Source organism: Hyphomonas sp. J20-32, assembly GCF_055808555.1.
The window spans coordinates 2,692,248-2,714,236 of record NZ_CM147873.1; the positions used below are offsets into that span (position 1 = coordinate 2,692,248).

Sequence of the window (21,989 nt, forward strand, 5' to 3'; positions counted from 1 at the left end):
GCCTGATTTCCTAACAATGCCTTCCGAAGACAACGATCTTGTTGTCCGCGTCATGCCCGATATCTGCCCGGCCCAGATATGGAATGCCGTTGCGTGCGCACCAGTGCTCGGCGATCTCTTCTTCCGTCGCTTCGAAGTCGATGTCGTTTTCCGGGATGGCGCTGCAGCGCCCGAGTTGAATGCCTGCGACAGTGCGCATGCCGGGATTTGACGTGATGTTGAACAGCATCCTGTCGAGACTGTAGTGATACTCGCCGACGTCTTCGAGCATCAACACGTGGCCGGTCAGATCCGGGACCCAGGGCGTGCCGACGAGATTCGCAAGCACGGTGATATTGAAGGCCGCGAACTGCCCGGGCATGCGCGTCGATGGTTCACGCCCGTCCCGGTCATCAGCGCCCAGCAAATAGTCAAGCGACCGCAGGATGGCCGCCTCGCCGCCGGGCCGGGTGATGTCTGCGGGCATCGGGCCGTGCACGACCGTGCCGATGGAATCCCTGTACAGGGGCGCCAGGAGGCTTCCCGTGTCGCTGTAGCCTAGAAAGGTCTTATGCCGGGCCACGTCTTCCAGGCCTTCGAACGCGGCTTCCAGCAGCCGGCAGGATCCATACCCACCACGCGCGAACCAGACGGCATCGAGACCGGGATCATTCGCCATTTCGACAAAGGCCGCGGCCCGCGCGGCGTCCGGCCCGGCGAAATGACCAGATCGGAGGAAGCATTGCGGATGAAAGACCAGCTCAACACGCTCGTCGCCATAGGTTTCGGCGGCCAGGGCGCTTACCTTGTGCTGGATATGCGCATCGATCGCCCTGCCCGGCGCAACAACACCAATTCTCAACCTTCCTTGCGCCATTCCATCCTCCTGAACACATGCTTACACATTTCGGCCAATCGCAGTTAGAATGAAGTCCATGAAGAATCACAAACACTACTTCTTTTGCGGCATTGGCGGCAGCGGCATGCTGCCGCTGGCCCTGATCCTGCTGGACCAGGGAAATACTGTCGAAGGATCAGACCGGTCGCTCGACCAGGGACGGACGCCGGAAAAGTTCGAATTCCTGCGAAGCCGCGGGATCAGGCTGCATCCCCAGGATGGCAGCGGGCTGGTGAGCCGCGGCCAGATCGTGGTGGCGTCTGCCGCGATTGAAGACACCGTTCCCGACATGGCGGCTGCGATCAATGTTGGCGCGACGCGCCGGAGCCGCGCTCAACTCCTTTCGGAACTCTTCAATGCGGCAGGCTGCAGTATCGGCGTGGCCGGAACCAGTGGGAAATCGACGACGACCGGCATGATCAGCTGGATCCTGCACCAGGCGGGCAAGAGCCCGACAGTGATGAACGGCGCGGTGATGAAGAACTTCCAGACCCCGGATGCGCTGTTTGCCAGCTCGCTGGTGGGAACGAGCGATATTTTCGTGAGCGAGGTCGACGAGAGCGACGGGTCGATCGCAGCCTATGATCCGCAGATCGCCGTCGTGTCGAATATCTCGCTCGATCACAAGTCGATGGACGAACTCCGCGCCCTGTTCGGCGATTTTGTCGCCCGCGCGAGGACCGTGATCCTGAATCTCGACAATGGCGAGACAGCGCGGATAGCCCGCGAATGTCCACACGCCATCACCTATAGCCTGGAGCACGAGACGGCCGACCTGCTTGCCCGCAACATTGAACCGGCCCCGACCAGCATATCCTTCACGGTTTGCGATCGCAGGACCGGCGAAACGGCGGCAATCCAGCTGGCGACGCCCGGACGGCACAATGTGTCAAATGCGCTTGCCGCCATCGCGGCGGGAATGGCCTGCGGAGTGACGCTGCAAGACGCCGCCGGGGCATTGAATACCTTCACCGGCATCCTGCGCCGGTTCGACATTGTCGGTACGCAGGACGGCATTGCCGTCATCGATGATTTTGGCCACAACCCCGACAAGATCGCCGCGACGCTGCGGACGGTGAAACATTTCCCTGGACGCGTCCTCGTCATGTTCCAGCCGCACGGCTTTGGCCCACTCAACAAGATGCGAAAAGAATTCGCATCCTGCTTTGCGGAAAACCTGGGCGCCGAGGATATCTTGCTCATTCCCGAACCGGTCTATTTCGGTGGCACTGTCGACAGGTCTGTTTCCAGCAAGGACGTGGCCGGAGATATCGATGCGCTGGGCCGGCACGCTGAAGCACCCGGCGACCGTGCCGCATGCGGCGACCGCCTGCTGGAACTGGCCCGGCCCGGCGACCGCATCCTGGTGATGGGCGCGCGCGACGATACGCTCACGCTTTTCGCCCGGAACATTCTGGAGGAATTGAAGCGCCGGCGCCGGTAGCGGTGCGCTTCCCGTTTCAGGGTATCGATATCTGCAAAGACCCATCGGAGCGCCGTCAACATCGCAGGGTGTGAGCACACAGGCAAAATGGGCTCCGCGAGGTAACGCTCTATGATTTCGGGCGGTTGTCCTGGGCCCCGCACGCGAATGCGACCTGTTGAGAACGAGAGCCGTTGCCGGCTGGTTTTGACTAACGGCCGCCCTGCCCGTCATCGACCCGGATACTCGTGCCTGTAACCGCGTCGGATGTCGGCCCCACGAGATAGAGCAAGGTCGAGTCGAGCTGGGCCGGGTTGCCGATGCGTTTGCGCGGGAAGTGCTGTGCGATATCGCCCATTCGGCCAAGCATGCCATCCATCATCTCGGATTCAAATGCGCCCGGCGCAATCGCATTCACATTGATGTTGTAGCGCGCCCATTCGACTGCGAGCGTTTCCGTGATGCGCACCACAGCCGATTTTGACACAGAATAGAGCGCAGCGCCCGAGCCATTGTAACTGTAGGCAGCCGATGATGCGATGTTGACGATGCGGCCGGGCCTTTCCGCCGCAATCAAGCGCCGGGCTACCTCGCAACTCAGGACGAATGGTGCGCGCACATTTATGTCGAGCACGCGGTCGATGAGCCCGATATCCATCTTGTGCGCGCGTTGCGCATCCGGGATGCCGGCATTGTTTACAAGGATCGTCACGAGCCCGAGATCTGCCTCCGCCCGAGCAACACCGGAGATCAGTTGATCGGCGTCTGTGACGTCCATTTCCACCGCAATGGCCTCACCACCGTCTTGCCGGATCTCCTCTGCCAAGGCTTCCAGACGATCCAGGCGCCGAGCCGCCAGCGCCACTTTCGCGCCGCGACTTGCCAGCACTTTCGCAAAGCGCAGCCCCAGTCCCGAAGACGCGCCGGTAACCAGCGCCGTTTGCCCGGAAAGGTCTGTCGATATGTTCGGAAGCGAAAAGGTCATGACTTGCGTTGCCCGCTCGTCGGTATGTCCTTGAACGGAATACCCTTGTCCACCCGGATGTCACCGGGAAGCCCGAGCACCCGTTCGCCGATGATGTTGCGCAGGATTTCATCCGAGCCACCCTCAATGCGTGTTGCGGGCGAGCGCATCAGCATCGCCTGAAACCGGCCGTTCTGGGGGCTGTTCTCGTCCCACAGGGCACCGGACTGTCCCTGAAGATCCAGCGCATAGATGGCAAGGTCCTGCATGGTCGCGCCTGCGACCAGTTTGCCGATCGAATTTTCCGGACCGGGTGTCTCTCCTTTCGACAGGGCGGTGATGGCCCGCATGCCGGTGTATTTGAGACCGCTTTGACGGACGGCAAACTGGGCCAGCCTGGAACGGACAGCAGAGTCTTCGATGGCCGGGCGCCCTTCAACTTCCGCCTCCATGCAGAAACGAAACAGTTCCGGAAAGCCGGTGGACATGCCCGATCCGATCGAGAGGCGCTCGTTCATGAGCGTGGTCAGCGACACTTCCCACCCCTGCCCCACGGCGCCAAGACGCTGGGCATCCGGAATACGAACATCCGTGAAGTATACTTCGTTGAAACCCGACGCGCCATTTGCTTGCTTGATCGGCCGGACATCCACGCCCGGCGTTTTCATCGAGAGGAAGAACATGGTGAGCCCTTTGTGCTTGGGCACATCCGGGTCTGTCCGCGTGATCAGCAAACCCCAGTCCGAATGCTGGGCACCGCTGGTCCAAATCTTCTGGCCATTGATGATCCAGTCACCTGATCCGTCGTCCGCCTTGACGGCGCGGGTGCGCAAGCCAGCGAGATCGGATCCCCCGGCGGGCTCGGAAAAGAGCTGGCACCAGATATCCTCGCCGCTGGCAAGCGGCGGCAACAATTCCCGCTTCTGTTCCTCTTTGGCCCAAGTCATCACCGTTGGACCGCACATGCCGTGGCCGATGACGAACGGACCGGACAGGGCGCCATAAAGCCCCTCTTCCTGGCCCCAGATCACGCGTTCGATCGGGGTCCGAGCGCCGCCTCCATATTCCTTCGGCCAGTGAAGGCAGGCCCAGCCAGCGTCGGCCTTTTTCCTCTGCCACGCCTTTCCAGCTGTGATCGGATCCTCGCTCACAACGCCGTTCGAGCCGAAATTCGCACGGCGCAGTTCAGCTTCGAGATGCTTCGGCGCGTTGGCATCGATCCATTCGCGTACTTCCTTTCGGAAAGCTGCTTCTTCGGGTGTATCCTTGAAATCCATGTCCCTGCCCTTTCCCTAGGCGGCCGTTTCGACGTTGCCGGCGCTCATGCGCTCGATCAGCTGGCTTTCCCACGTCGACAGCGAGCCGAGCGCCAGCGCGAGTGCATTTGACCGCCGGTAATACAGATGGCAGTCGAACGCCCAGGTGAACCCCATGCCGCCATGCACCTGGATGTTGTTCTTCGAACATTGCTGGAAGGCGGTCGTGGCCGACACCCGCGCGGTGGCGGCAGCGACGGGCAGCTCGGCGGCTCCCGAACCGAGCGCCCAAGCGCCATAATAACAGTTCGAACGCGCCAGTGTGGCGGACACATACATGTCGGCCAACATGTGCTTGATCGCCTGGAACGAGCCGATGGGACGCCCGAACGCCATGCGATCAAGCGCATAGTCCCTGGCCATTTCCAGCGCACGGTCGGCGCCACCCAATTGCTCGAAAGCCATCAGGACGGCCGCCCTGTCCAAAACCTGCGTCGCCACATGCCAACCCTGACCGGAACTGCCCAGCAGTTCGGCCGGCGCCTTGTCGAAAGTTATGCGCGCCTGCCCACGAGTGGGATCGATCGTTTCGAGTTCTTCGCGGCTCACCCCTTCACCTGTGAGGGAAACGATATAAAGGGAAACACCTTCTTTTTCGTCCTGTGCCGCCACGATGGCGAAATCCGCATCGCAGCCATCGGCTACCGGCATTTTCATGCCCGAAAGCCGACCACCCGTCACGCGCGCCGAAATACTGTCAGGCCTGGCCCGGCCCGGTCCTTCGACGAGTGCGAAAGTTCCGATCGCCTCGCCAGATGCCAGCTTCGGCAGCCAATTCGATTTCTGGCTTTCCGTCCCGGCGAGCAAAAGAAACTCGGCCGCCAGGTAGATCGAAGATGCCATGGGAACAGGTGCCAAAACGCGGCCCAGCTCTTCTGCGACGACGCAGAGTTCGAGGTGACCGAGTCCCACCCCGCCATACTCTTCCGGGATCGCGGCCCCCAGAACGCCCAATTCGGCAAGCCCGGAATAGAGGCCCTTGTCGTATCGATCACCGCCTTCGAGGATCGCACGGACAGCGGTCGGCGGGCATTGCTCGCTCAAGAAGCGGCGCACCTGTTCGCGCAACTGCTTCTGTTCGTCGGAAAAATCCAGGTTCACGCCTTACCTCCCATGAGTGTGTCTTGGCCCAAGTGTCAAAGCCCCGCCGCCGCGGGTCAATCCATTCCGCCAAGACACCCCGGCAGGAATTTTTCGAGGCCTGCCAATCAGGCGTAGTTGGGCTTGCGCTTTTCGAAGAAGGCCGCAACGCCTTCAGCGAAATTGGGGTCATTCGCTGTCAGTATCTGATTACGGTCCTCAATCGCCATCGCTGCTTCAAGACCGCTCACATCGACGGCAATGTTCAAGCCATCCTTGGTCAGGCGCAGGCCAAGCGGTGTCGCATTCAGCATATCTTCGACGAAACCGTCGGCCTCCTTGCGCATTGCGGAAGCCGGGACCACCCGATTGGCTAGGCCTATCTCCATGGCACGCTGGGCGGAGATGAAACGGCCCGTCAGCATGTATTCACTTGCCAGCGACATGCCCACCATGCGTGGCAGGAAGTAGGAAACCCCCATATCGCAGGACGAGAGGCCGATGCGAATGAAGGCGGCATTCATCCGGGCTTCTTCCGACAGGATTCGAATGTCAGAAGCCAAGGCAAGCGCGAAGCCCCCGCCGCTGGCCGCTCCCTGTACCAGGCTGATGATCGGCTGGGGGCATCGCCGCATTGCGACATAAATCTCGGCGATCGAGCGCTGGTTATCCAGTCCCTGCTCGATCGAACGCTTGCCCTGGCCGCCGGATGTCTCCTTGAGGTCCAGTCCGGCGCAATAGGCCCGGCCAGCTCCCTCCAGCAAAACAACACGCACGGTACGGTCGAAATAGAGCGCCTGGAACACCTCCCTCAATTCGGAAACGAGCTGCGGATTGAGTGCGTTCAAGCGCTCCGGCCGGTTCATTCTTATGTTCAGAACCTCGCCAGATTGCTCGAGGATGAGCGCCTTAAAGTCGGGCTTCATGATGTCTTTTCTCCGCGTTGCGTGGCGGAATTCTGGGGCGTTCGCACACCATTGCGCAAGACCTTTCCCAACGGAAGGACACTCCGGAGGGTCGCTTTATCCGAAGCCGGATCGTCGCGAACTTAGGTGCCGCTACGGCAATCCGTTATTCTATTTCCTCTGCGACAACTCTGATGGAAAAGACTTGTGAAACCGGACGGAGCCCTCCTAAGCTCCTCTCAAACTCCGCGCGTTACGCGCAGCGCTTGCATGTCGACCAACAAAGAACGGAACACGACGAACCCCATGACCGCCACGCAGACGAAATACCCCCGCCTCTTCTCTCCGCTTCAGGTTGGAAAGGTGACGATAAAAAATCGCTCAATCATGGGGTCCATGCACACTGGACTTGAAGAGCTCGACGACGGCCACGTTCGTATGGCGGAGTTTTTCGCCGAAAGAGCGCGAGGCGGGATCGGACTCATCATTACTGGTGGGATATCACCGAACGAGGAAGGCGGCCTCGGCGCCAAACTGTCCAACAAGGCGGAAGTGGCACGCCACAAGATCATCACCGATGCGGTGCATGCGGCCGATCCTGACGTTCGGATCTGCATGCAGGTTCTTCATACCGGCCCGCTTGCCCCGCATGACAAATGTGTCGCGCCATCACCCGTGCGTTCGCCGATCGCACGCTATGTTCCGAACGAACTCGATGAAAGCGGCATTGAAAAGCAACTTTCGGATTTTGCCAATTGTGCCCGATGCGCCAAAGACGCCGGATACGATGGCGTCGAGATCATTGGCTCGGCTGGCTACCTTCTGTCCACGTTCCTTGTACAGAAAACGAATCTCCGAACGGACAAATGGGGCGGTTCATACGAGAACCGCATGCGCTTCCCGCTCGAAGTGGTGCGCAGGGTGCGCGAAGCAGTCGGTGACGATTTCATCGTCATCTTCAGAATAGCAGCCATGGACATGCTTCAGGGCGGCATGTCATGGGACGAAATCGTGCAACTCGCCCAAGAGCTGGAAAAGGCCGGCGTCTCCATCATCTCGACACACTTCACCTGGCATGAGTCTGCGGTACCGACCATTGCGACCATGGTCCCGCGGGCGGCGTTTACCAGCGTTACTGGGCGCCTGAAAAAACTGGTCAGCGTTCCTGTGATCACAAGTAACCGCATCAATATGCCTGATGTCGCCGAAGCGGTGCTTGCCCGCGGCGATGCCGACCTCGTTTCCATGGCTCGGCCCATGCTCGCAGACTCACAACTGATGAAGAAGGCCGCCGAAGGGCGCGAAGACGAGATCAACACGTGCATCGCCTGCAACCAGGCCTGCCTGGACCACACTTTTGGCGGCAACCAGGAGGTCAGCTGCCTGGTCAATCCGCGCGCATGCCATGAAACCCAGCTGATCTATAAACCGACAACAACACCAAAGCGCATCGCCGTCGTCGGCGCCGGACCGGCGGGTCTTGCCTATTCTACCATCGCGGCAGAGCGCGGACATAAAGTCGACCTGTTCGACCAGTCCGATGAAATCGGTGGCCAATTCAACCTGGCCAAACGAATTCCGGGCAAGGAGGAGTTCCACGAGACGCTTCGCTACTTCAAACGACAGCTTGAAGTCACCGGCGTGAATGTCTCGCTCGGCAAGTCCGTCGATGCGGAGTTCCTCAAGTCCGGCGGCTATGATGAAATCGTCATTGCTACCGGTATCCGCCCCAGGACTCCGAGTATTGAAGGCGTCGATCATCCGAGCGTGATCGGATACATCGACGCCATCAAGGGCACCAAGCCTGTTGGCGACCGCGTCGCCATCATTGGCGCGGGCGGCATCGGCTTTGACGTTGCAGAACTGATCACGCATGCGGGCAAGTCGTCGGCGCTCGACATCGACACGTTTGCGAAGGAATGGGGCATCGATTTCGCTAATCACCCCCGGGGGGGTGTGACAGACGTAGAGCCGGTGGTCGAGGCATCGCCGCGCGAAGTCTGGCTGCTGCAGCGTAAATCAAGCGGGGTCGGCCGGGGATTGGGGAAGACAACCGGATGGACGCACCGCCTGACGCTCAATCGCAAAGGCGTACGCATGATACCCAGCGTGTCCTACCAGCGCATTGATGATGATGGCCTTCACTGCCTGATCGATGGCGCACCCAAGACGCTGGAAGTGGACACGATCATCCTGTGCGCGGGCCAAGACCCCCTGCGAGACCTTCACGATGAACTGGTGAACGATTCAGCACATGTTTCACTGGTGGGCGGGGCTTTCGAGGCCTCCGAACTCGACGCCAAGCGAGCTATCAACCAAGCAGCCTATCTCGCCGCCGACGTGTAGCGCCGATTTTTCGGGTGGCATCAATCCAATGCCGACCCGCCTTCGATATTCGTGGACGAACAGGTCCTAGGCGGCGAGCAGCTCGCGCCATTCGCAAAGGACGGCCTGCCTGGGTTTCAATTTCCGCCATTAAGGCGGACGTGCGGATCCGGGCTTCCGCATGCGCAGGGCGTATCGATCAGAGCACCTGAGAATCCTGTTTTCAATCCACTGACGGGATCGATCCGGTACTGGCGCGACGAAAGAACCAACTCGTCATTCTCCACCACGACCTCCCATTCCCGGCCATCGATGTGCAGACTGCCCTTGGCGCATTCCAGCGCGAGCGCAGGACCGACCAAGACCACTCGGCGGGCCGTCACGCCCGGCATCGCGTTGACCGCATCATAGGCATCGGGACGCGTCCAAACTGTCCGGCCCTTGAACACAGCTGCAGCGTCGTGACCCATCATCTTGAGTCCCTCAAGCACTTCGCTCCCGACACCGCAGATCGCCACAGGGTCGAACTGCCGCGCGAGCGATTCCACGCGCCCGGCATCAAACGGGCTGAGATCGGCGTTCGTGCCGTAGAGGCCAAGCAGCTGGAGCGCAAACTCGAACGGCGCGAACTGAACGACTTCCTGCACGACCGATACGGTCAGCACATAGGATCCGGGTTTGAACGAAAAGCTACGGATCGTGCGTGCCATCTGTACGCCGGCACGATCGAGTTCAGTGCGTTTGACACAATAGAAGTGGGTCTTTCCGTGCGCCGTGTAACAGCCAACCTGGTCTGGATGAGTTGTCGTCATTTCTTTGTCACCCTTGGAATCTTGTGGGGGGGGCCGAGCTTCAGGAGTTCCTGTTCGTCAACGAGCTCCAGCACGAGCGGCACCTCTATCGCGACGGATATCCGCTCATACAGGCGCCCTCTCAGGGCATCTTCGGAATCCTTGAGCCGCGTGACGTCATATCCGATACGCAGCTTGAGCTCGTCCATCTCCCGGTCTGCCCGGATGATCTGGAACAGGTTCGCGCGTGTCTCGTCGTGCTTCTCGACGAGCCCCATGATTTCCCTCGGCAGGAGGTGGTGTCAGACAAACTCGAACCAGTCTACGATTTTCGCGGACGAGCAGGTCTCAGGCAGCGACCAATTCGCGCCACTCGAGAAGAGCGGCGTCGCGAAGCGATTTGAACCTGGCCCTGCTCTCGATATTCCTTTGATGATTGAAGTGGTTGTACACAGACGAATGGATTGATGCGAATTTCTGAAGACTTCGCATTCGCCGGAAGCGAAACATTGCCCGCTCTCGTCGGCGAAATGGTAAATGTGAATTCTCGGCACGATTATTGAGGTGTCGGCCGATTTGTCGCCGATGCGCATTGCCGATCTCACTCATGGCGGCCCCTTATGAGCGAAGCTTGTCCGTGACCACGACTTGTGGGTTGCCATACCTCTTCATGGCTTTTCTAATGAATTTCAATGCTGAAACTTTATCGCGCGTCTTCGTTACAAAGGACTCCAGAACTTCACCTTCATGGTCGACGGCACGCCAGAGGTAATAAGTCTTCCCGCGGATCTTCACGAAGATTTCGTCCAGATGCCACTGCCACTGAGGCGATTGTCTCATTCTTTCGGATCGGCGTGTGCGGATCTTGTGCGCGAAGTGAGCACCGAAGCGGTCTACCCAATGCCGGACCGTTTCGTGGCAGATATCGATCCCGCGCTCATGAAGCAGGTCCTCGACGTTCCGCAAAGACAGCGGGAAGCGGACATACATCGTCACCGCGAGCTGGATAATCTCTGGCGACGTCTTGAAGTAGCGGAACGGTGATTTTGTCATTTCCTGAGGCTAACCCCCAGGATTGGCTGCCTCAAGCCCAGTTAATCTGACAATGCCCGATTGGCTTTTTCGCCAACCAAGCGCGAGCAACCAAATCATAAAGACCAACTCTCCCAGAGCCAATAATAACACCCAACCGAGATCGAGGTTGGACATGAAGTATTTCGCAAGAAACAAGATCACGTATGACGCCCCCGCTAATGCAACGACGATAGAAAGCCATCGGGGAACATGCGTTGACCGCCAGATCAAGACACTCAACAGCCACAAATGAACGCCGAAGAAGCACAGCGCGATCGACTCCATCGTTTTCGCCGAAGAGAGTTGAACCATCACTTCTGTGTGTAAAACGGTACCGCTAAGAACGTCCGAGGTGAGCCCAGAGATTGCAAGATCGTAGGCGCTGAAACTTGCCCAGAGGCCAACAAATGCGAGTGCTGTATAGACAAGTCGAGCCCACGCGACCAACAGAGCCAGCGATGTTTGACCGGGACGCAGGTACCAGTACAAGGCCCAGGCGACAATGACGTCCATAACGTAGGTGGTAAAAAGAAGAGAAGTGCCGATCAGATATGACGTGCCATTGGTCTGTAGATTTTCGACCGTCGCCGCAGCGTTTTCTGGTACCACGCTTTGGCCCATAAAATAAAAGTTGGCGAACGGCGCTGTAAGCGTCATCACCAGCAAGCCGAGACCCGCAATCAAGGCGGCGCTTGGGAGTGACAATGCTCCGTTCGTAGGCGCATCTGAATGAGTTTCCATGTTTAATCTTTCCGTTTATCGATAAATGATGGGCGCGAAGGACGAATATTGCAACCAAAAAAACTCGCACTACTCAGCGGCTCCAATTTCTCCAGCATTGGATTTCCATCGTGAACCAAATTCTATTTGTATCGAAGGCTCCTTCGGCGAAGGAGGGAAGGTGCAGGACCTTGCAATACTCTGAGTTTGCGTCATCACGGGCAGGAAACAGATCATGTGGAGGTAGCATGCTGCTGAGACGCATCACAAAGCACGTCAAGGATCAAAACTGGTTCGCAGTCGTGTTGGACTTCGCTATTGTTGTGGCAGGCGTATTGATTGCTCTGCAACTTGCGAATTGGAGCGAGGCGCAATCAAGGAAAGAAGGCGCGACCAACACTTTGCTTCGATTGAAAAGTGAGGTCGCGATTAATATCACCGCCTTAGAAGACCGGATAAATTCCATCGAGACCTCGCGGTCGGTGCGGGATAGAGCGTTGCTTGCGCTTGCACAATGTGATGGTGAAGATGACGCGATGAACGCGGTTAGCGAAACCATCTCGGGGATGAGTGGCGATACGCTCCCTTCTTTTGTGGATAGTTCATTGCGCGAACTTGGTAGAAGCGATCGTTATCTTGATCTATTAACGGACGACTTCCGTGCAGCGTTTAACATATACGACGCCCGTCTCGCTGACGAGCGATCGCAGCTCAAGATCAATTTTGAACTCATGTGGGATGACCACATCCTGCGAAATCCCGCTGTCTACTTGGTTGCGCCGGAAGGCGACTTAAGCGGCGCTTCAGTCGCCTTCGTTCATCCAATGGCCGAGCTCTGCGACGACCCGATTTTTAGCCGGCAGTTGATCATGACTGAAGGCTGGCACCAAGTTGCAACAACTCGAATGACGAGATTCAAGAGACAGAGTGAGGCATTTCTCCTCGATATTGATGCTGAATTGGAAAGATTGAACTAAATTTGTGCGGCGCCACCAACCTTGCAGCGAAGCGAACCTTCCCCAATCGACATCCACAACTGGACTTGGACTTGGACTTCCCCCGGTTTGATGGACAATTTTTGATCTATCGAACAGGATATTTCTCATGCCGAGAACAAGGAACCCGTACCCGACGGAATTTCGGGAGCACATCATTGAACTGGCCCGGTCTGGGCGCAGTGTCGAGAGCCTCGCTCGGGAGTTTGAGCCGTGCGCAGCGCACCATTCACCTCTGGCTCAAGGAAGCGAAGCAGGACAGCGGCGAGCGCGATGATGGTATCACCAGCGCGGAGCGCGAAGAGCTGAGACGGCTCAGGCTGGCGGAGAGAGAGGGATTCGAACCCTCGGAACCCTTGCGAGCTCACTAGTTTTCGAGACTAGCCTATTCAACCACTCTAGCACCTCTCCGCGCCTTGGTGGGAAGCGTGGTCACCTATACTGGCTGAACGAGGAATTCAACCACCTGAAATCGTCTGAAGATGACATTTGACAGCCGGACCGCTTTGGTGTTTACCCCCCGCTTCAGGCGCGGACCGGCGACGGTTTCGCGCGTATTCCATTTTGATTTCATGCCGGAAGGATGAGACCCATGTTCGCGGTCATCAAGACAGGTGGTAAGCAGTACAAAGTTGCCGAAGGCGATACGATCGTCATCGAGAAACTGGATGCTGAAGCCGGTAAAGACGTGACGTTTGACAACGTCCTGATGCTGGGAAGCGGTAAGTCCGTTACGGTTGGCGCGCCCCTCGTGGCCGGTGCGACCGTTTCCGCCGAAATTTCCGAGCATATGCGCGGTCCCAAGCTGATCACGCGCAAGAAGCGCCAGCGCCAGACCTACCGCCGCACAATCGGCCACAAGCAGCACCTGACGACCGTGACGATCACGTCGATCAATGCTGACGGCGCCAAGCCTGCGAAAAAGGCGGCCCCAAAGAAAGCTGCTGCTCCGAAAGCCGAAGCCGCTGCACCTGAGGCTCCAAAAGCGGCCGCGCCTGCCGCTGCATCTGCCGCCGACAATCTGAAGAAGATGACCGGTGTTGGACCAGCGCTCGAGAAAAAGCTGAACGGTGCCGGTATCACGACATTCGCGCAAATCGCTGCCCTGACAGAGCCGCAGATTGCCGAACTCGAAGAACAGCTGAGCCTGGCAGGTCGTTTTGCAAAAGACGGCTGGGTCGCGCAGGCCGCAGAATTCGCCAAGGACGCATAAGGGCGCTATAAGCCCTTCAGACAGGATAAGGAGCAGACCATGGCTCATAAAAAATCAGGCGGCTCGTCACGTAACGGTCGCGATTCGAACCCGAAATACCTAGGCGTCAAGAAATACGGCGGCGAGCATGTCGTTCCGGGCAATATCATCGTGCGCCAGCGCGGCACCCAGAAATATCCGGGCAAAGGCGTCGGCATGGGCCGCGATCACACGCTTTTCGCGCTGACGGAAGGCAAGATCGAGTTTGCCAAGAAGACCGGCGGCCGCATGTATGTAAATATTGTACCGCTCGCCAACGCAGCAGAATAGCGGCTGACAGCGCGGCCGCGGGAACGTGGCCGGATCGTATGTCGATCATTCCGAAGGGGAGGCAGGCCACTGCTTCCCCTTTTTCTTTGCCCTCCCCGGAATTCGTCTGCCCGAGGAGGCGATGATGAATGAAGAGATCAGGACCGAGAGACTGGTATTGCGCCCGGTGAGACCGACCGATGCGGGCCAGATTACTGCAATCATCCAGGATCCTCGCGTGCACCGTATGCTGGCGCGCGTGGCACCCGACCAGACCAAGGCGCAGACCCTCGCATGGATGGCCCGGCATGATGCAGGCGCCGCCCGGGATACCGATCATGTCCGGGCGGTGGAGCTGGGCGGCCGCCTGGTCGGCATGACAGGCGCCAATCGCGGCAATATCCGGTCCCCATTCGAAATCGGGTACTGGCTGGCGCCTGAAGCCTGGGGCAAGGGCCTGATGACAGAGGCGGTCGGCGCCCTTCTGGAATGGCTGGAGCGGCGCGGCGAAAGGGCCTTCGTGTCCGGGCATTTCGCCGATAACCCGGCTTCCGGGCGCGTGCTGCAGAAACTGGGCTTCATGAAGGCCGGGCGAAACCCGGTTTTCTGCCTTGGCCGGGGCGAAATGGTAGATCACTTGTACATGGCGCGGATCGCGCGAAACGCGTAAGAGAACCCGATGAAATTTCTTGACCAGGCCAAAGTCTATATCAAATCCGGTGGCGGCGGCGCGGGCTGTGTCTCGTTCCGGCGCGAAAAGTATGTCGAATATGGCGGCCCTGACGGGGGTGACGGGGGCCGTGGGGGCGATGTGTGGGCCGAGGCCGTGGACGGCCTCAACACGCTGATCGACTATCGCTACCAGCAGCACCACAAGGCCAAGCGCGGCGGCCATGGCATGGGCAAGCAGCGCACGGGCGCCAAGGGCGACGATGTCACGCTCAAATTGCCCGTCGGCACGCAAATATTCGAGGATGACCAGGAAACCATGATCGCCGACCTGACGGAAGTCGGCCAGCGTGTGCTGCTGGCCACTGGCGGCAATGGCGGGTGGGGCAACCTGCGGTTCAAGTCATCGACCAACCAGGCGCCGCGCCGGGCGAATGCCGGCGAGGAAGGCGAGGAACGCTGGCTCTGGCTGCGCCTGAAACTGATTGCGGATGCGGGCCTTGTCGGCCTGCCGAATGCCGGCAAGTCGACCTTCCTTAGCGCCGTGACGGCAGCGAACCCGAAAATTGCGGACTACCCGTTCACGACGCTCGACCCCGGTCTCGGCGTGGTCGACCTCGGCCCGAATACACGGTTCGTGCTGGCTGACATTCCTGGCCTGATCGAAGGCGCAGCAGAGGGCGCAGGACTGGGACACCGGTTCCTGGGCCATGTCGAACGCTGCAAGGTGCTGCTTCACCTGATCGACTGTACCCAGGACGACCCGGCAGACGCCTATCGCACCATCCGCAAGGAGCTTGAGGATTACAGCCCGGAACTGGCCGAACGGCCGGAGATCGTTGCCCTCAACAAGATCGACGCACTTGGCCCCGAACTCGTGGCCGAACAGGCCAAGCAGTTGAAAAAGGCCTACAAGGGCAAGCCTCTCCTGATCTCCGGCGTGACCGGAACCGGAGTGCGCGACGCCCTGTACGAGATCGTGAAACATCTCGGCCTGCAGGCAGACGCAGAGGCCGATGGTGTCGATGAGGACGGGTCATGGGCGCCCTGACCGGAAAAACCGGCCAGCTAGTGATGATGGTGCGGTTCTGTATTCAGCCGCCCGCACTTGCCGCATTTCACGACAACACCGTGCGCGTCATGGTGCCCGACATTGACAAGAAGCTTGGTCTTGCAGCCGCCGCACCGGTAGGTTTCGTCGCCGCCGCCTTCGCGCACGGGCTTGCCCGGCGTGTGTTCGAGAATCTCCGTGCGGGCTGCAGCTTCGGGCGAAATCTGGATCATGTCGAATTGGGGCATGGTACGGGCCTTGTCGGAAAGAGGGCTGAATTGACGGCCCACACAGCACAAGGCGAGGCAAAATGCCAGCGCAGGATCGGTCGTAGCCGATGACAGAAAGCACATTCCACAAAGCCAGGCGCATCGTCGTCAAGACCGGGTCCGCGCTGATCGCCGACGGCGGCGCGGCGCGCTCCGAATGGCTGGCGCGGCTGGCGACCGACATTGCCGACCTGAGAGCCCGGGGCAAGGAAGTCATCCTTGTCTCGTCCGGCGCCGTGGCGCTGGGACGGTTGGATCTCGGCTCGCCCACGCCCGCACGTTTGGACCAGAAGCAAGCAGCGGCAGCCATCGGCCAGCCGCGTCTCATGGCAGCGATGGCAGGTGCGTTCGCGCCGCACGGCATCACGGTCGGACAGGCCCTGCTGACCCTCAGCGACACCGAAGTGCGTCGACGCTGGCTGAACGCAAGGGCAACGCTGGACACGTTGCTGGATGCTGGCATCGTTCCGGTGATCAATGAGAATGACACGGTCGCCACGGACGAGATTCGCTATGGCGACAATGACCGGCTGGCGGCGCGGGTAGCGCAGATGATGGGGGCGGACTTGCTGGTGTTGCTGTCTGACATCGATGGGCTCTACACCGCCGACCCGAACACCAATCCGGATGCGACGCACATCCCTGTTTTGAAATCGCTTTCTGCCGAGCATGACGCGATGGCGACGGGGGCCAATGCCACCGCTGGCGTCGGCTCGGGCGGCATGGTGACCAAGCTGGCCGCAGCGCGGATTGCGCATGCCGCAGGGTGCTCGACGATCATCACCAAGGGCAATCGCGAACGGCCGCTCCGGGCCATCGAGGACGGCGCACTGGCAACGCTGATCGTGGCAGATATTACACCCGCGCGCGCGCGCGAGGCCTGGCTGATGGGCCATTTGAAGCCCGAAGGCACGATTTTGGTGGATGCCGGTGCCGCACGGGCATTGCAGCGAGGGGCCAGCCTGTTGGCGGTGGGCGTGACGGGTGTCGATGGGGTGTTCGAGCGGGGCGCTGCGGTGGCAGTCAGGCGCGATTCCGGCGACGTGATCGCCAAGGGCGTAACCTCCTACGGCTCCGCCGACATTTTGCGCATTGTCGGCCTCCAGAGCGAGGATGTGGAAGCAGCCCTCGGGTATCGAGGCCGTCCGGCTGTCATCCACCGGGACGACATGGTGCGCGTATGAGTGATTCCGAACAGGCGAGTATCCGACTGGGGACAGTCAGCGATCTGGAGGGACTGGTGCGTCTCGAAGACGCCTTTCCCGAGGAAGACCGGTTTTCGAGGCGCACATGGCGGCGCTTGCTGCGCGGCAATGCCGTTACGCATGTCGCGATGCTCGGCGGAAGCCTTGTCGGGGCGGCCGTGTTGCTGTTTCGGTCGGGCAGCCGCGTGGCCCGCCTGTACACGTTGTCGGTGACCCCCAACCTCCGGGGCAAGGGCATCGCCCGGTTATTGCTCGCTGCGGGAGAAGCAGCCGCCGCAGAGAAAGAGTGCGACCGGATGCGACTGGAAGCTCGCGAATCAAACCAACATGCTATTCTACTTTACGAACGCAGCGGATATCGCGTAATTGCGCGCGTCGCTGGTTACTACCCGAATGGAGAGACCGCAGTGCGGATGGAGAAGCCACTGGGCAATTCCGTGAGTTCAGACCGATGACCGACTGGGTCATACTCGTCGAATCGGCGAGCGATATTTCACAGGCCGAAACGCCCCACAAAGTATTGCGGGTGAGTGACTACATTTCCAAGCCGGCCCTGTTTGCCGGGCGCCGGCCCTATATCCTGAACCTGTCTCGTTCTTATTCCTACCAGTCTGAAGGCTATTACGCGTCGCTGCTCGGCGAAGCGCGTGGACACCGGGTGAGCCCGAGCGTACAGACCATGGTCGAACTCTCGGCCAAGGGCCTCTACGCCCATGCCCTGCCCGACCTTGGCGAGCGGCTGCGCGAAGCCCGGGCCAAGGGCGCCCCGGAAATCAGCAGCCTGTTCGTGGCATTTTCCAAATCCGAAGTGCCCGGTTATGAACGCCTGGCACGGGAGGTTTCAGACTGGTTTCGGACCCCTGCCCTTGAAGTGGAGTTCGATGAAAGCGCCCCCAACGGCATTTCACGGGTGCGCATGGTGTCGCCGCACAAGTTGAAGGACGCCAGGCGCGACTTCTTCCTTGAGTCGATGGCGACCTATACGAGCGGCCGGATCAGCGCACCGAAGACCAAGGCCCCGGCCAAGTGGTCGCTCGCTGTTCTCGTCGATCCGAAGGAACAACATGCCCCGTCGAAACCGGCATCAATCAAGCGGTTGGCAGATGTGGCCGCCAAAATGGGCGTGGAAGTCGAGATTATCGAACCGTCCGACCTGACAAGCCTTGCCGAATTCGATGCCCTGTTCATTCGCGCGACGACCTCGATCGACAATTTCACCTACCGGTTTGCGCGCCGCGCTGAACAGGAAGGCATGCCGGTCATCGACGACACCCATTCGATGATACGGTGCACCAACAAGGTCTACCTCAAGGAAATACTCGAGAAGGCTGGCCTGCCGATTCCCAAGACCGAAATCCTGGACGAGAAGACCGACCTGGGAGTCGTCTTCGAGCAGCTGGGATCTCCGGTGATACTGAAAACGCCGGACGGCTCCTTCGGCAACCATATGGTCAAGGCGACATCACTGGACGAACTCAAGACGGCCGTGAAAGGCATGTTCGACGACACTGCGCTGGTTATCGCGCAGGAATTCATGCCGACCAAGTTCGACTGGCGTATCGGCGTCCTGAACGGCGAACCGCTCTATGCCTGCCAGTACCGGATGGCACGCGGCCACTGGCAAATCGTCAAGCACGCGCCAGGCGGCAAGACGACCGAAGGCGGGTTCACCACGATGCCCGTGGAAGATGCACCACCGGATGTTGTTGACGTGGCTGTGCGCGCAGCGCGGCTGATCGGCGACGGACTCTATGGCGTCGACCTCAAGGAAACCGACAAGGGCGTTGTGATCATAGAGATCAACGACAATCCCAGCATCGATCACGATGTCGAAGGCGCGGTGATGAAGGACGAAATCTGGCGCCGCATCATCTCATGGTTCTCCACACGTCTTGAACAACGCATGGGCCGCACCTGACGACCGTCAGAACTTGAACGCGCCCGAACGGAGCGAGTCAAACCGGTCGTGCGTGAACGGCACGTATTCCTTACGCTCGGGATGATACATCCAGACCGGGTCAGTCACCTGGTCCAGATCGTAATTTTCCTTGACCAGCTCGACCTTGCGGTACTTGAACGTACCTGTCGTTTCGGCATCGCGCTGAACACGGATGAAAACCGGGATAGCGTAGGGAGGCAGCTTCTCGTCAAGCGCCTTGTAGAGATTGTCATAGTCGACGTCGCCGTCAGTCGTGATGGCGGCCATGCCGGCCTTGCCATCATATCCTGGTATGGCCACACCGTAGACATTGGCCGTTGCGATGCCCGGCATGGCGGACAGGGCCTCGCCAACCTCATTGGTGGAGACATTCTCACCCTTCCAGCGAAAAGTGTCGCCGATCCGGTCGACGAAATAGATATAGCCGTCCTTGTCCTTGCGCATCAGGTCGCCGGTGCGGAACCACATGTCGCCCTTTTCGAACACGTCGCGCAGAATTTTCTTCTTTGTCGCCTGCTCGTCATTGTAGCCCTCAAACCGGTTGCGCACGTCTTCGCCGATCAGACCGAGCGCTTCCCCGGCCTCATCCACATCCGTACGGATGCAAAAGCCCTCGGCGCTCCGGACAGGCTCTTCCGTTTCGATGTCGAATTTCACAAAGGCGATATTCGCAAACTGCTTTTCCAGCCAACCCGGGATTCGGCCGACAGCGCCGACCTTGCCGTCAAAGTTCAGGAAACTGACATTGCCTTCGGTCGAACCGTAGAACTCGCAAAGGTGCGGAATATTGAAACGCTCGAGGAATTCGGACCATACTTCCGGGCGGAGGCCGTTTCCGAAACCAGTGCGAATCTTGTGAGCACGTTCTTTCGGATGCGGGGGCTGGTTCAGCAGGTAGCGGCAAAGCTCGCCGATATAGACGATAGACGTTGCGCCTTCGTCTGCAGCATCATCCCAAAATGAACTAGCCGAGAATTTGCGCCGCAGGATGATTGAGGCGCCCGTCATCAGCGCCTGGCCGACGCCGCAAAGGCCGCCTGTCCCGTGATAGAGCGGGAGGGTGAGATAGATGCGGTCGCGCTCGGTGATATGGCACGGCGCAATGAAGCTGCGCATCATGCCCTGGGTGCGGGCATTGGTGAGTTTTGCCGCCTTGGGCAGGCCGGTTGTACCAGACGTGTAAACATAGAGGCAAAGGTCGCTGCCGCGCAGGGCCGCGCGATGCTCGCGTGAGGGCCGCGTCGCCGGGACACCGGCCAGCGCCGTTTCGAGGTCGTTTCCCTCGCCGCCACCGAGAGTCCAAACAGGGGGATTCGCAGTGAACAGACCTTGCGAGCTGCGGATCACATTATCCTGTTCTGTTCCCGTGATAACGAACTTTGCTCTGGATATATTGATGCAGTGGGCGAGTGATTCGTCTTCAAGGTTTGAATTGATGAGCGCGACGACAACACCGATCTTGGACATGGCGTACCAGGTGGCGACATAGTCGGGCCGGTTTTCCATGAACAAAGCGACGCAATCTCCCGCTGCCAGTCCCTGCTCCAGTGCCCAATTGGCTATGCGATTGGCCCGAGCATCGAACTCGTCATACGTGGTGAGCGTACCCTCGAACCGGAAAGCGACATTGGCACCATGCCTGTCGACCACTGCTTCGATATCGTCGGCCACGAGGATTTCGGAATCCGGGCTGATGGCGCCAGTCCATTTTGTAAGTCCGCGAACGGCGAGGAAGTATTTTATTTCGCGGGCGAGAATGGAGACGAAGTTCATGAAAGGGGCATCCTTGGACAAGGCCGGGCAGTTCATTTCCTATGAAAACCATAGCGTGACAAGGTGAACGCGGGATCACCGGAATTGTCAAAGGAAGCTTGTCAGGCGAGGCAAAGACGGGTTTGCAGGTTGTAGCGTCTCTGGTAATTGCTGCGGATGCGAAGCGGAGGGCGCGAAATGTCAGATCCTGTCGGAAATCTTTTGGAATTGCTGGACATCGAGCGCCTGGAGCATGACCTGTTCCGTGGCCAAAGCCCCGACGAGCGGGCCAACCAGCGCGTTTTCGGCGGGCAGGTCATCGCGCAAGCCCTGGTCGCGGCCCAGCGCACGGTTTCGCAAGACCGGATGTGCCACTCGCTTCACGCCTATTTCATCCGGCCTGGCGACCCGAAAGTGCCGATCATCTACCAAGTCGATCATGCCCGCGACGGCGGCAGTTTCACGACACGCCGCGTGGTGGCCATTCAGCATGGCAAGCAGATCTTCAACCTGGCTGCCAGTTTTCAGGTGCCCGAGGACAGCTGGGAACACCAGCATGACATGCCGGAAGTCCCCGGACCTGAATCCCTGAAAGGTCTTCGCGAACGCCGTGTCGAAATCGCCGAGCGGGTGCCGGAGCAAATGCGTCATGAATTCACACGCGAACGCGACATCGAGATGCGTGACGTCACGCCGCTGGACCTGTTCAAGCCTGAACCGGCGAGCGATGTGAACCAGCTCTGGTTTCGCGTCGCGCGGGAAGTCGGCGACGATCCGGCCCTGAATCAGTGCCTGCTGGCCTATGCATCGGATATGAGCCTGTTGAGCTCTGGTTACCGACCGCACGGCGTGTCGTGGCTAAGCCCGGAACTGATGTCAGCGAGCCTGGACCACGCCATTTGGTTCCACGCACCGGTCAAGTTTTCCGACTGGCACTTGTATGCAATGGACAGCCCGTTTGCCGGCAGCGGGCGAAGCTTCAACCGGGGCAGCATCTACAATCAGGATGGCAAACTGGTCGCCAGCGTGGCGCAGGAAGGCCTGATGCGCCGGAAAAAACCGAAAAGCTGATCTTTCCAGCTATCGCACCTGCAAATAGTACCTTGTTTGAACAGTATTTTCGTCTCCGCGAC

At 59.4% G+C, this 21,989-nt stretch carries 21 protein-coding genes, 1 tRNA gene and 1 pseudogene; 11 read left to right on the top strand and 12 right to left on the bottom strand.

Annotated elements, in window-relative coordinates:
• Nucleotides 1-10: 10 nt before the first annotated feature.
• Nucleotides 11-856 (bottom strand): LD-carboxypeptidase, encoded by an 846-nt coding sequence (locus tag AC0L7I_RS13075; protein ID WP_473396863.1) that lies wholly within the window; start codon nucleotides 854-856, stop codon nucleotides 11-13.
• Nucleotides 857-914: 58 nt separating this feature from the next.
• On the opposite strand from AC0L7I_RS13075, the gene AC0L7I_RS13080 reads away from it, so the two are divergent.
• Nucleotides 915-2,321, top strand: a complete 1,407-nt coding sequence (locus AC0L7I_RS13080) for a UDP-N-acetylmuramate--L-alanine ligase (RefSeq protein WP_473396864.1) — start codon at nucleotides 915-917, stop codon at nucleotides 2,319-2,321.
• A 190-nt stretch (nucleotides 2,322-2,511) separates the two neighbouring features.
• On the opposite strand, the gene AC0L7I_RS13085 is transcribed toward AC0L7I_RS13080, so the two are convergent.
• The 4 genes from AC0L7I_RS13085 to AC0L7I_RS13100 all read right to left on the bottom strand — a co-directional run bounded on the left by AC0L7I_RS13085 (nucleotide 2,512) and on the right by AC0L7I_RS13100 (nucleotide 6,586).
• Nucleotides 2,512-3,285 carry an SDR family NAD(P)-dependent oxidoreductase gene (locus AC0L7I_RS13085; RefSeq protein WP_473396865.1) on the bottom strand — a complete coding sequence of 258 codons (774 nt, stop codon included), beginning with the start codon at nucleotides 3,283-3,285 and terminating at the stop codon, nucleotides 2,512-2,514.
• On the bottom strand, nucleotides 3,282-4,541 hold the full coding sequence (locus AC0L7I_RS13090; protein ID WP_473396866.1) for an acyl-CoA dehydrogenase: 1,260 nt from the start codon (nucleotides 4,539-4,541) through the stop codon (nucleotides 3,282-3,284). The genes AC0L7I_RS13085 and AC0L7I_RS13090 overlap by 4 nt, the downstream gene beginning before the upstream one ends.
• A gap of 15 nt (nucleotides 4,542-4,556) precedes the next feature.
• Nucleotides 4,557-5,681 (bottom strand): acyl-CoA dehydrogenase family protein, encoded by a 1,125-nt coding sequence (locus AC0L7I_RS13095; RefSeq protein WP_473396867.1) that lies wholly within the window; start codon nucleotides 5,679-5,681, stop codon nucleotides 4,557-4,559.
• Between the two features lie 107 nt (nucleotides 5,682-5,788).
• Entirely contained in the window at nucleotides 5,789-6,586 is a 798-nt protein-coding gene (locus tag AC0L7I_RS13100) for an enoyl-CoA hydratase/isomerase family protein (protein WP_473396868.1), read from the bottom strand.
• 285 nt (nucleotides 6,587-6,871) lie between these two features.
• Here AC0L7I_RS13100 and AC0L7I_RS13105 point away from each other — a divergent pair, with 285 nt between their 5' ends.
• The gene (locus AC0L7I_RS13105) at nucleotides 6,872-8,911 is read left to right on the top strand and encodes an oxidoreductase (RefSeq protein WP_473399157.1); all 2,040 of its coding nucleotides are present in this window, start codon (nucleotides 6,872-6,874) and stop codon (nucleotides 8,909-8,911) included.
• Nucleotides 8,912-9,027: 116 nt separating this feature from the next.
• Here the strand turns inward: AC0L7I_RS13105 and AC0L7I_RS13110 are convergent, their stop codons facing one another.
• The 4 genes and pseudogenes from AC0L7I_RS13110 to AC0L7I_RS13125 form a co-directional block, all read right to left on the bottom strand.
• A complete protein-coding gene (locus tag AC0L7I_RS13110; RefSeq protein WP_473396869.1) occupies nucleotides 9,028-9,702 on the bottom strand; it encodes a hypothetical protein in 675 nt (224 codons plus the stop codon).
• On the bottom strand, nucleotides 9,699-9,959 hold the full coding sequence (locus tag AC0L7I_RS13115; protein WP_473396870.1) for a hypothetical protein: 261 nt from the start codon (nucleotides 9,957-9,959) through the stop codon (nucleotides 9,699-9,701). Before AC0L7I_RS13115 ends, AC0L7I_RS13110 begins: the two co-directional genes overlap by 4 nt.
• 70 nt (nucleotides 9,960-10,029) lie before the next feature.
• Nucleotides 10,030-10,734 (bottom strand): annotated as a pseudogene (locus AC0L7I_RS13120) (IS6 family transposase).
• Between the two features lie 9 nt (nucleotides 10,735-10,743).
• Nucleotides 10,744-11,496 carry a DUF4386 domain-containing protein gene (locus AC0L7I_RS13125; protein WP_473396871.1) on the bottom strand — a complete coding sequence of 251 codons (753 nt, stop codon included), beginning with the start codon at nucleotides 11,494-11,496 and terminating at the stop codon, nucleotides 10,744-10,746.
• Between the two features lie 227 nt (nucleotides 11,497-11,723).
• On the opposite strand from AC0L7I_RS13125, the gene AC0L7I_RS13130 reads away from it, so the two are divergent.
• The gene (locus AC0L7I_RS13130) at nucleotides 11,724-12,452 is read left to right on the top strand and encodes a hypothetical protein (protein WP_473396872.1); all 729 of its coding nucleotides are present in this window, start codon (nucleotides 11,724-11,726) and stop codon (nucleotides 12,450-12,452) included.
• A gap of 339 nt (nucleotides 12,453-12,791) precedes the next feature.
• Here the strand turns inward: AC0L7I_RS13130 and AC0L7I_RS13135 are convergent.
• Nucleotides 12,792-12,881, bottom strand: a tRNA-Ser gene (locus tag AC0L7I_RS13135).
• Nucleotides 12,882-13,062: 181 nt separating this feature from the next.
• Between AC0L7I_RS13135 and AC0L7I_RS13140 the strand changes: the two genes are divergently transcribed.
• From AC0L7I_RS13140 to obgE, 4 genes are all read left to right on the top strand, one after another.
• Nucleotides 13,063-13,683, top strand: coding sequence for a 50S ribosomal protein L21 (locus AC0L7I_RS13140; protein WP_473396873.1), 621 nt, complete (start codon nucleotides 13,063-13,065; stop codon nucleotides 13,681-13,683).
• 39 nt (nucleotides 13,684-13,722) lie between these two features.
• Entirely contained in the window at nucleotides 13,723-13,992 is a 270-nt protein-coding gene (gene rpmA / locus AC0L7I_RS13145) for a 50S ribosomal protein L27 (RefSeq protein WP_045693686.1), read from the top strand.
• Nucleotides 13,993-14,113: 121 nt separating this feature from the next.
• Nucleotides 14,114-14,641, top strand: a complete 528-nt coding sequence (locus tag AC0L7I_RS13150; RefSeq protein WP_473396874.1) for a GNAT family N-acetyltransferase — start codon at nucleotides 14,114-14,116, stop codon at nucleotides 14,639-14,641.
• A gap of 9 nt (nucleotides 14,642-14,650) precedes the next feature.
• Nucleotides 14,651-15,691: a GTPase ObgE gene (gene obgE, locus AC0L7I_RS13155; RefSeq protein WP_473396875.1), complete on the top strand. Its 1,041-nt coding sequence runs from the start codon at nucleotides 14,651-14,653 to the stop codon at nucleotides 15,689-15,691.
• A 17-nt stretch (nucleotides 15,692-15,708) separates the two neighbouring features.
• Here obgE and AC0L7I_RS13160 read toward each other — a convergent pair whose 3' ends face one another.
• Nucleotides 15,709-15,939 carry a hypothetical protein gene (locus AC0L7I_RS13160; protein ID WP_473396876.1) on the bottom strand — a complete coding sequence of 77 codons (231 nt, stop codon included), beginning with the start codon at nucleotides 15,937-15,939 and terminating at the stop codon, nucleotides 15,709-15,711.
• Between the two features lie 89 nt (nucleotides 15,940-16,028).
• On the opposite strand from AC0L7I_RS13160, the gene proB reads away from it, so the two are divergent.
• The 3 genes from proB to AC0L7I_RS13175 are packed head-to-tail and all read left to right on the top strand — an operon-like array spanning nucleotide 16,029 to nucleotide 19,083.
• Nucleotides 16,029-17,144: a glutamate 5-kinase gene (proB, locus tag AC0L7I_RS13165; protein ID WP_473396877.1), complete on the top strand. Its 1,116-nt coding sequence runs from the start codon at nucleotides 16,029-16,031 to the stop codon at nucleotides 17,142-17,144.
• On the top strand, nucleotides 17,141-17,620 hold the full coding sequence (locus AC0L7I_RS13170; RefSeq protein ID WP_473396878.1) for a GNAT family N-acetyltransferase: 480 nt from the start codon (nucleotides 17,141-17,143) through the stop codon (nucleotides 17,618-17,620). Before proB ends, AC0L7I_RS13170 begins: the two co-directional genes overlap by 4 nt.
• Nucleotides 17,617-19,083 (top strand): RimK family protein, encoded by a 1,467-nt coding sequence (locus AC0L7I_RS13175; RefSeq protein ID WP_473396879.1) that lies wholly within the window; start codon nucleotides 17,617-17,619, stop codon nucleotides 19,081-19,083. Before AC0L7I_RS13170 ends, AC0L7I_RS13175 begins: the two co-directional genes overlap by 4 nt.
• 6 nt (nucleotides 19,084-19,089) lie before the next feature.
• Here AC0L7I_RS13175 and AC0L7I_RS13180 read toward each other — a convergent pair whose 3' ends face one another.
• On the bottom strand, nucleotides 19,090-20,877 hold the full coding sequence (locus AC0L7I_RS13180; RefSeq protein WP_473396880.1) for a long-chain-acyl-CoA synthetase: 1,788 nt from the start codon (nucleotides 20,875-20,877) through the stop codon (nucleotides 19,090-19,092).
• 177 nt (nucleotides 20,878-21,054) lie between these two features.
• Here AC0L7I_RS13180 and tesB point away from each other — a divergent pair, with 177 nt between their 5' ends.
• Nucleotides 21,055-21,927 (top strand): acyl-CoA thioesterase II, encoded by an 873-nt coding sequence (gene tesB, locus AC0L7I_RS13185; protein ID WP_473396881.1) that lies wholly within the window; start codon nucleotides 21,055-21,057, stop codon nucleotides 21,925-21,927.
• The last annotated feature ends 62 nt before the right edge of the window (nucleotides 21,928-21,989 follow it).

Coding starts and splice junctions, on each gene's coding strand:
- AC0L7I_RS13075 (WP_473396863.1), bottom strand. CDS start 856: ATGGCGCAAGGAAGGTTGAGAATTGGTGTTGTTGCGCCGGGCAGGGCG.
- AC0L7I_RS13080 (WP_473396864.1), top strand. CDS start 915: ATGAAGAATCACAAACACTACTTCTTTTGCGGCATTGGCGGCAGCGGC.
- AC0L7I_RS13085 (WP_473396865.1), bottom strand. CDS start 3,285: ATGACCTTTTCGCTTCCGAACATATCGACAGACCTTTCCGGGCAAACG.
- AC0L7I_RS13090 (WP_473396866.1), bottom strand. CDS start 4,541: ATGGATTTCAAGGATACACCCGAAGAAGCAGCTTTCCGAAAGGAAGTA.
- AC0L7I_RS13100 (WP_473396868.1), bottom strand. CDS start 6,586: ATGAAGCCCGACTTTAAGGCGCTCATCCTCGAGCAATCTGGCGAGGTT.
- AC0L7I_RS13105 (WP_473399157.1), top strand. CDS start 6,872: ATGACCGCCACGCAGACGAAATACCCCCGCCTCTTCTCTCCGCTTCAG.
- AC0L7I_RS13110 (WP_473396869.1), bottom strand. CDS start 9,702: ATGACGACAACTCATCCAGACCAGGTTGGCTGTTACACGGCGCACGGA.
- AC0L7I_RS13115 (WP_473396870.1), bottom strand. CDS start 9,959: ATGGGGCTCGTCGAGAAGCACGACGAGACACGCGCGAACCTGTTCCAG.
- AC0L7I_RS13125 (WP_473396871.1), bottom strand. CDS start 11,496: ATGGAAACTCATTCAGATGCGCCTACGAACGGAGCATTGTCACTCCCA.
- AC0L7I_RS13130 (WP_473396872.1), top strand. CDS start 11,724: ATGCTGCTGAGACGCATCACAAAGCACGTCAAGGATCAAAACTGGTTC.
- AC0L7I_RS13140 (WP_473396873.1), top strand. CDS start 13,063: ATGTTCGCGGTCATCAAGACAGGTGGTAAGCAGTACAAAGTTGCCGAA.
- rpmA (WP_045693686.1), top strand. CDS start 13,723: ATGGCTCATAAAAAATCAGGCGGCTCGTCACGTAACGGTCGCGATTCG.
- AC0L7I_RS13150 (WP_473396874.1), top strand. CDS start 14,114: ATGATGAATGAAGAGATCAGGACCGAGAGACTGGTATTGCGCCCGGTG.
- obgE (WP_473396875.1), top strand. CDS start 14,651: ATGAAATTTCTTGACCAGGCCAAAGTCTATATCAAATCCGGTGGCGGC.
- AC0L7I_RS13160 (WP_473396876.1), bottom strand. CDS start 15,939: ATGCCCCAATTCGACATGATCCAGATTTCGCCCGAAGCTGCAGCCCGC.
- proB (WP_473396877.1), top strand. CDS start 16,029: ATGACAGAAAGCACATTCCACAAAGCCAGGCGCATCGTCGTCAAGACC.
- AC0L7I_RS13170 (WP_473396878.1), top strand. CDS start 17,141: ATGAGTGATTCCGAACAGGCGAGTATCCGACTGGGGACAGTCAGCGAT.
- AC0L7I_RS13175 (WP_473396879.1), top strand. CDS start 17,617: ATGACCGACTGGGTCATACTCGTCGAATCGGCGAGCGATATTTCACAG.
- AC0L7I_RS13180 (WP_473396880.1), bottom strand. CDS start 20,877: ATGAACTTCGTCTCCATTCTCGCCCGCGAAATAAAATACTTCCTCGCC.
- tesB (WP_473396881.1), top strand. CDS start 21,055: ATGTCAGATCCTGTCGGAAATCTTTTGGAATTGCTGGACATCGAGCGC.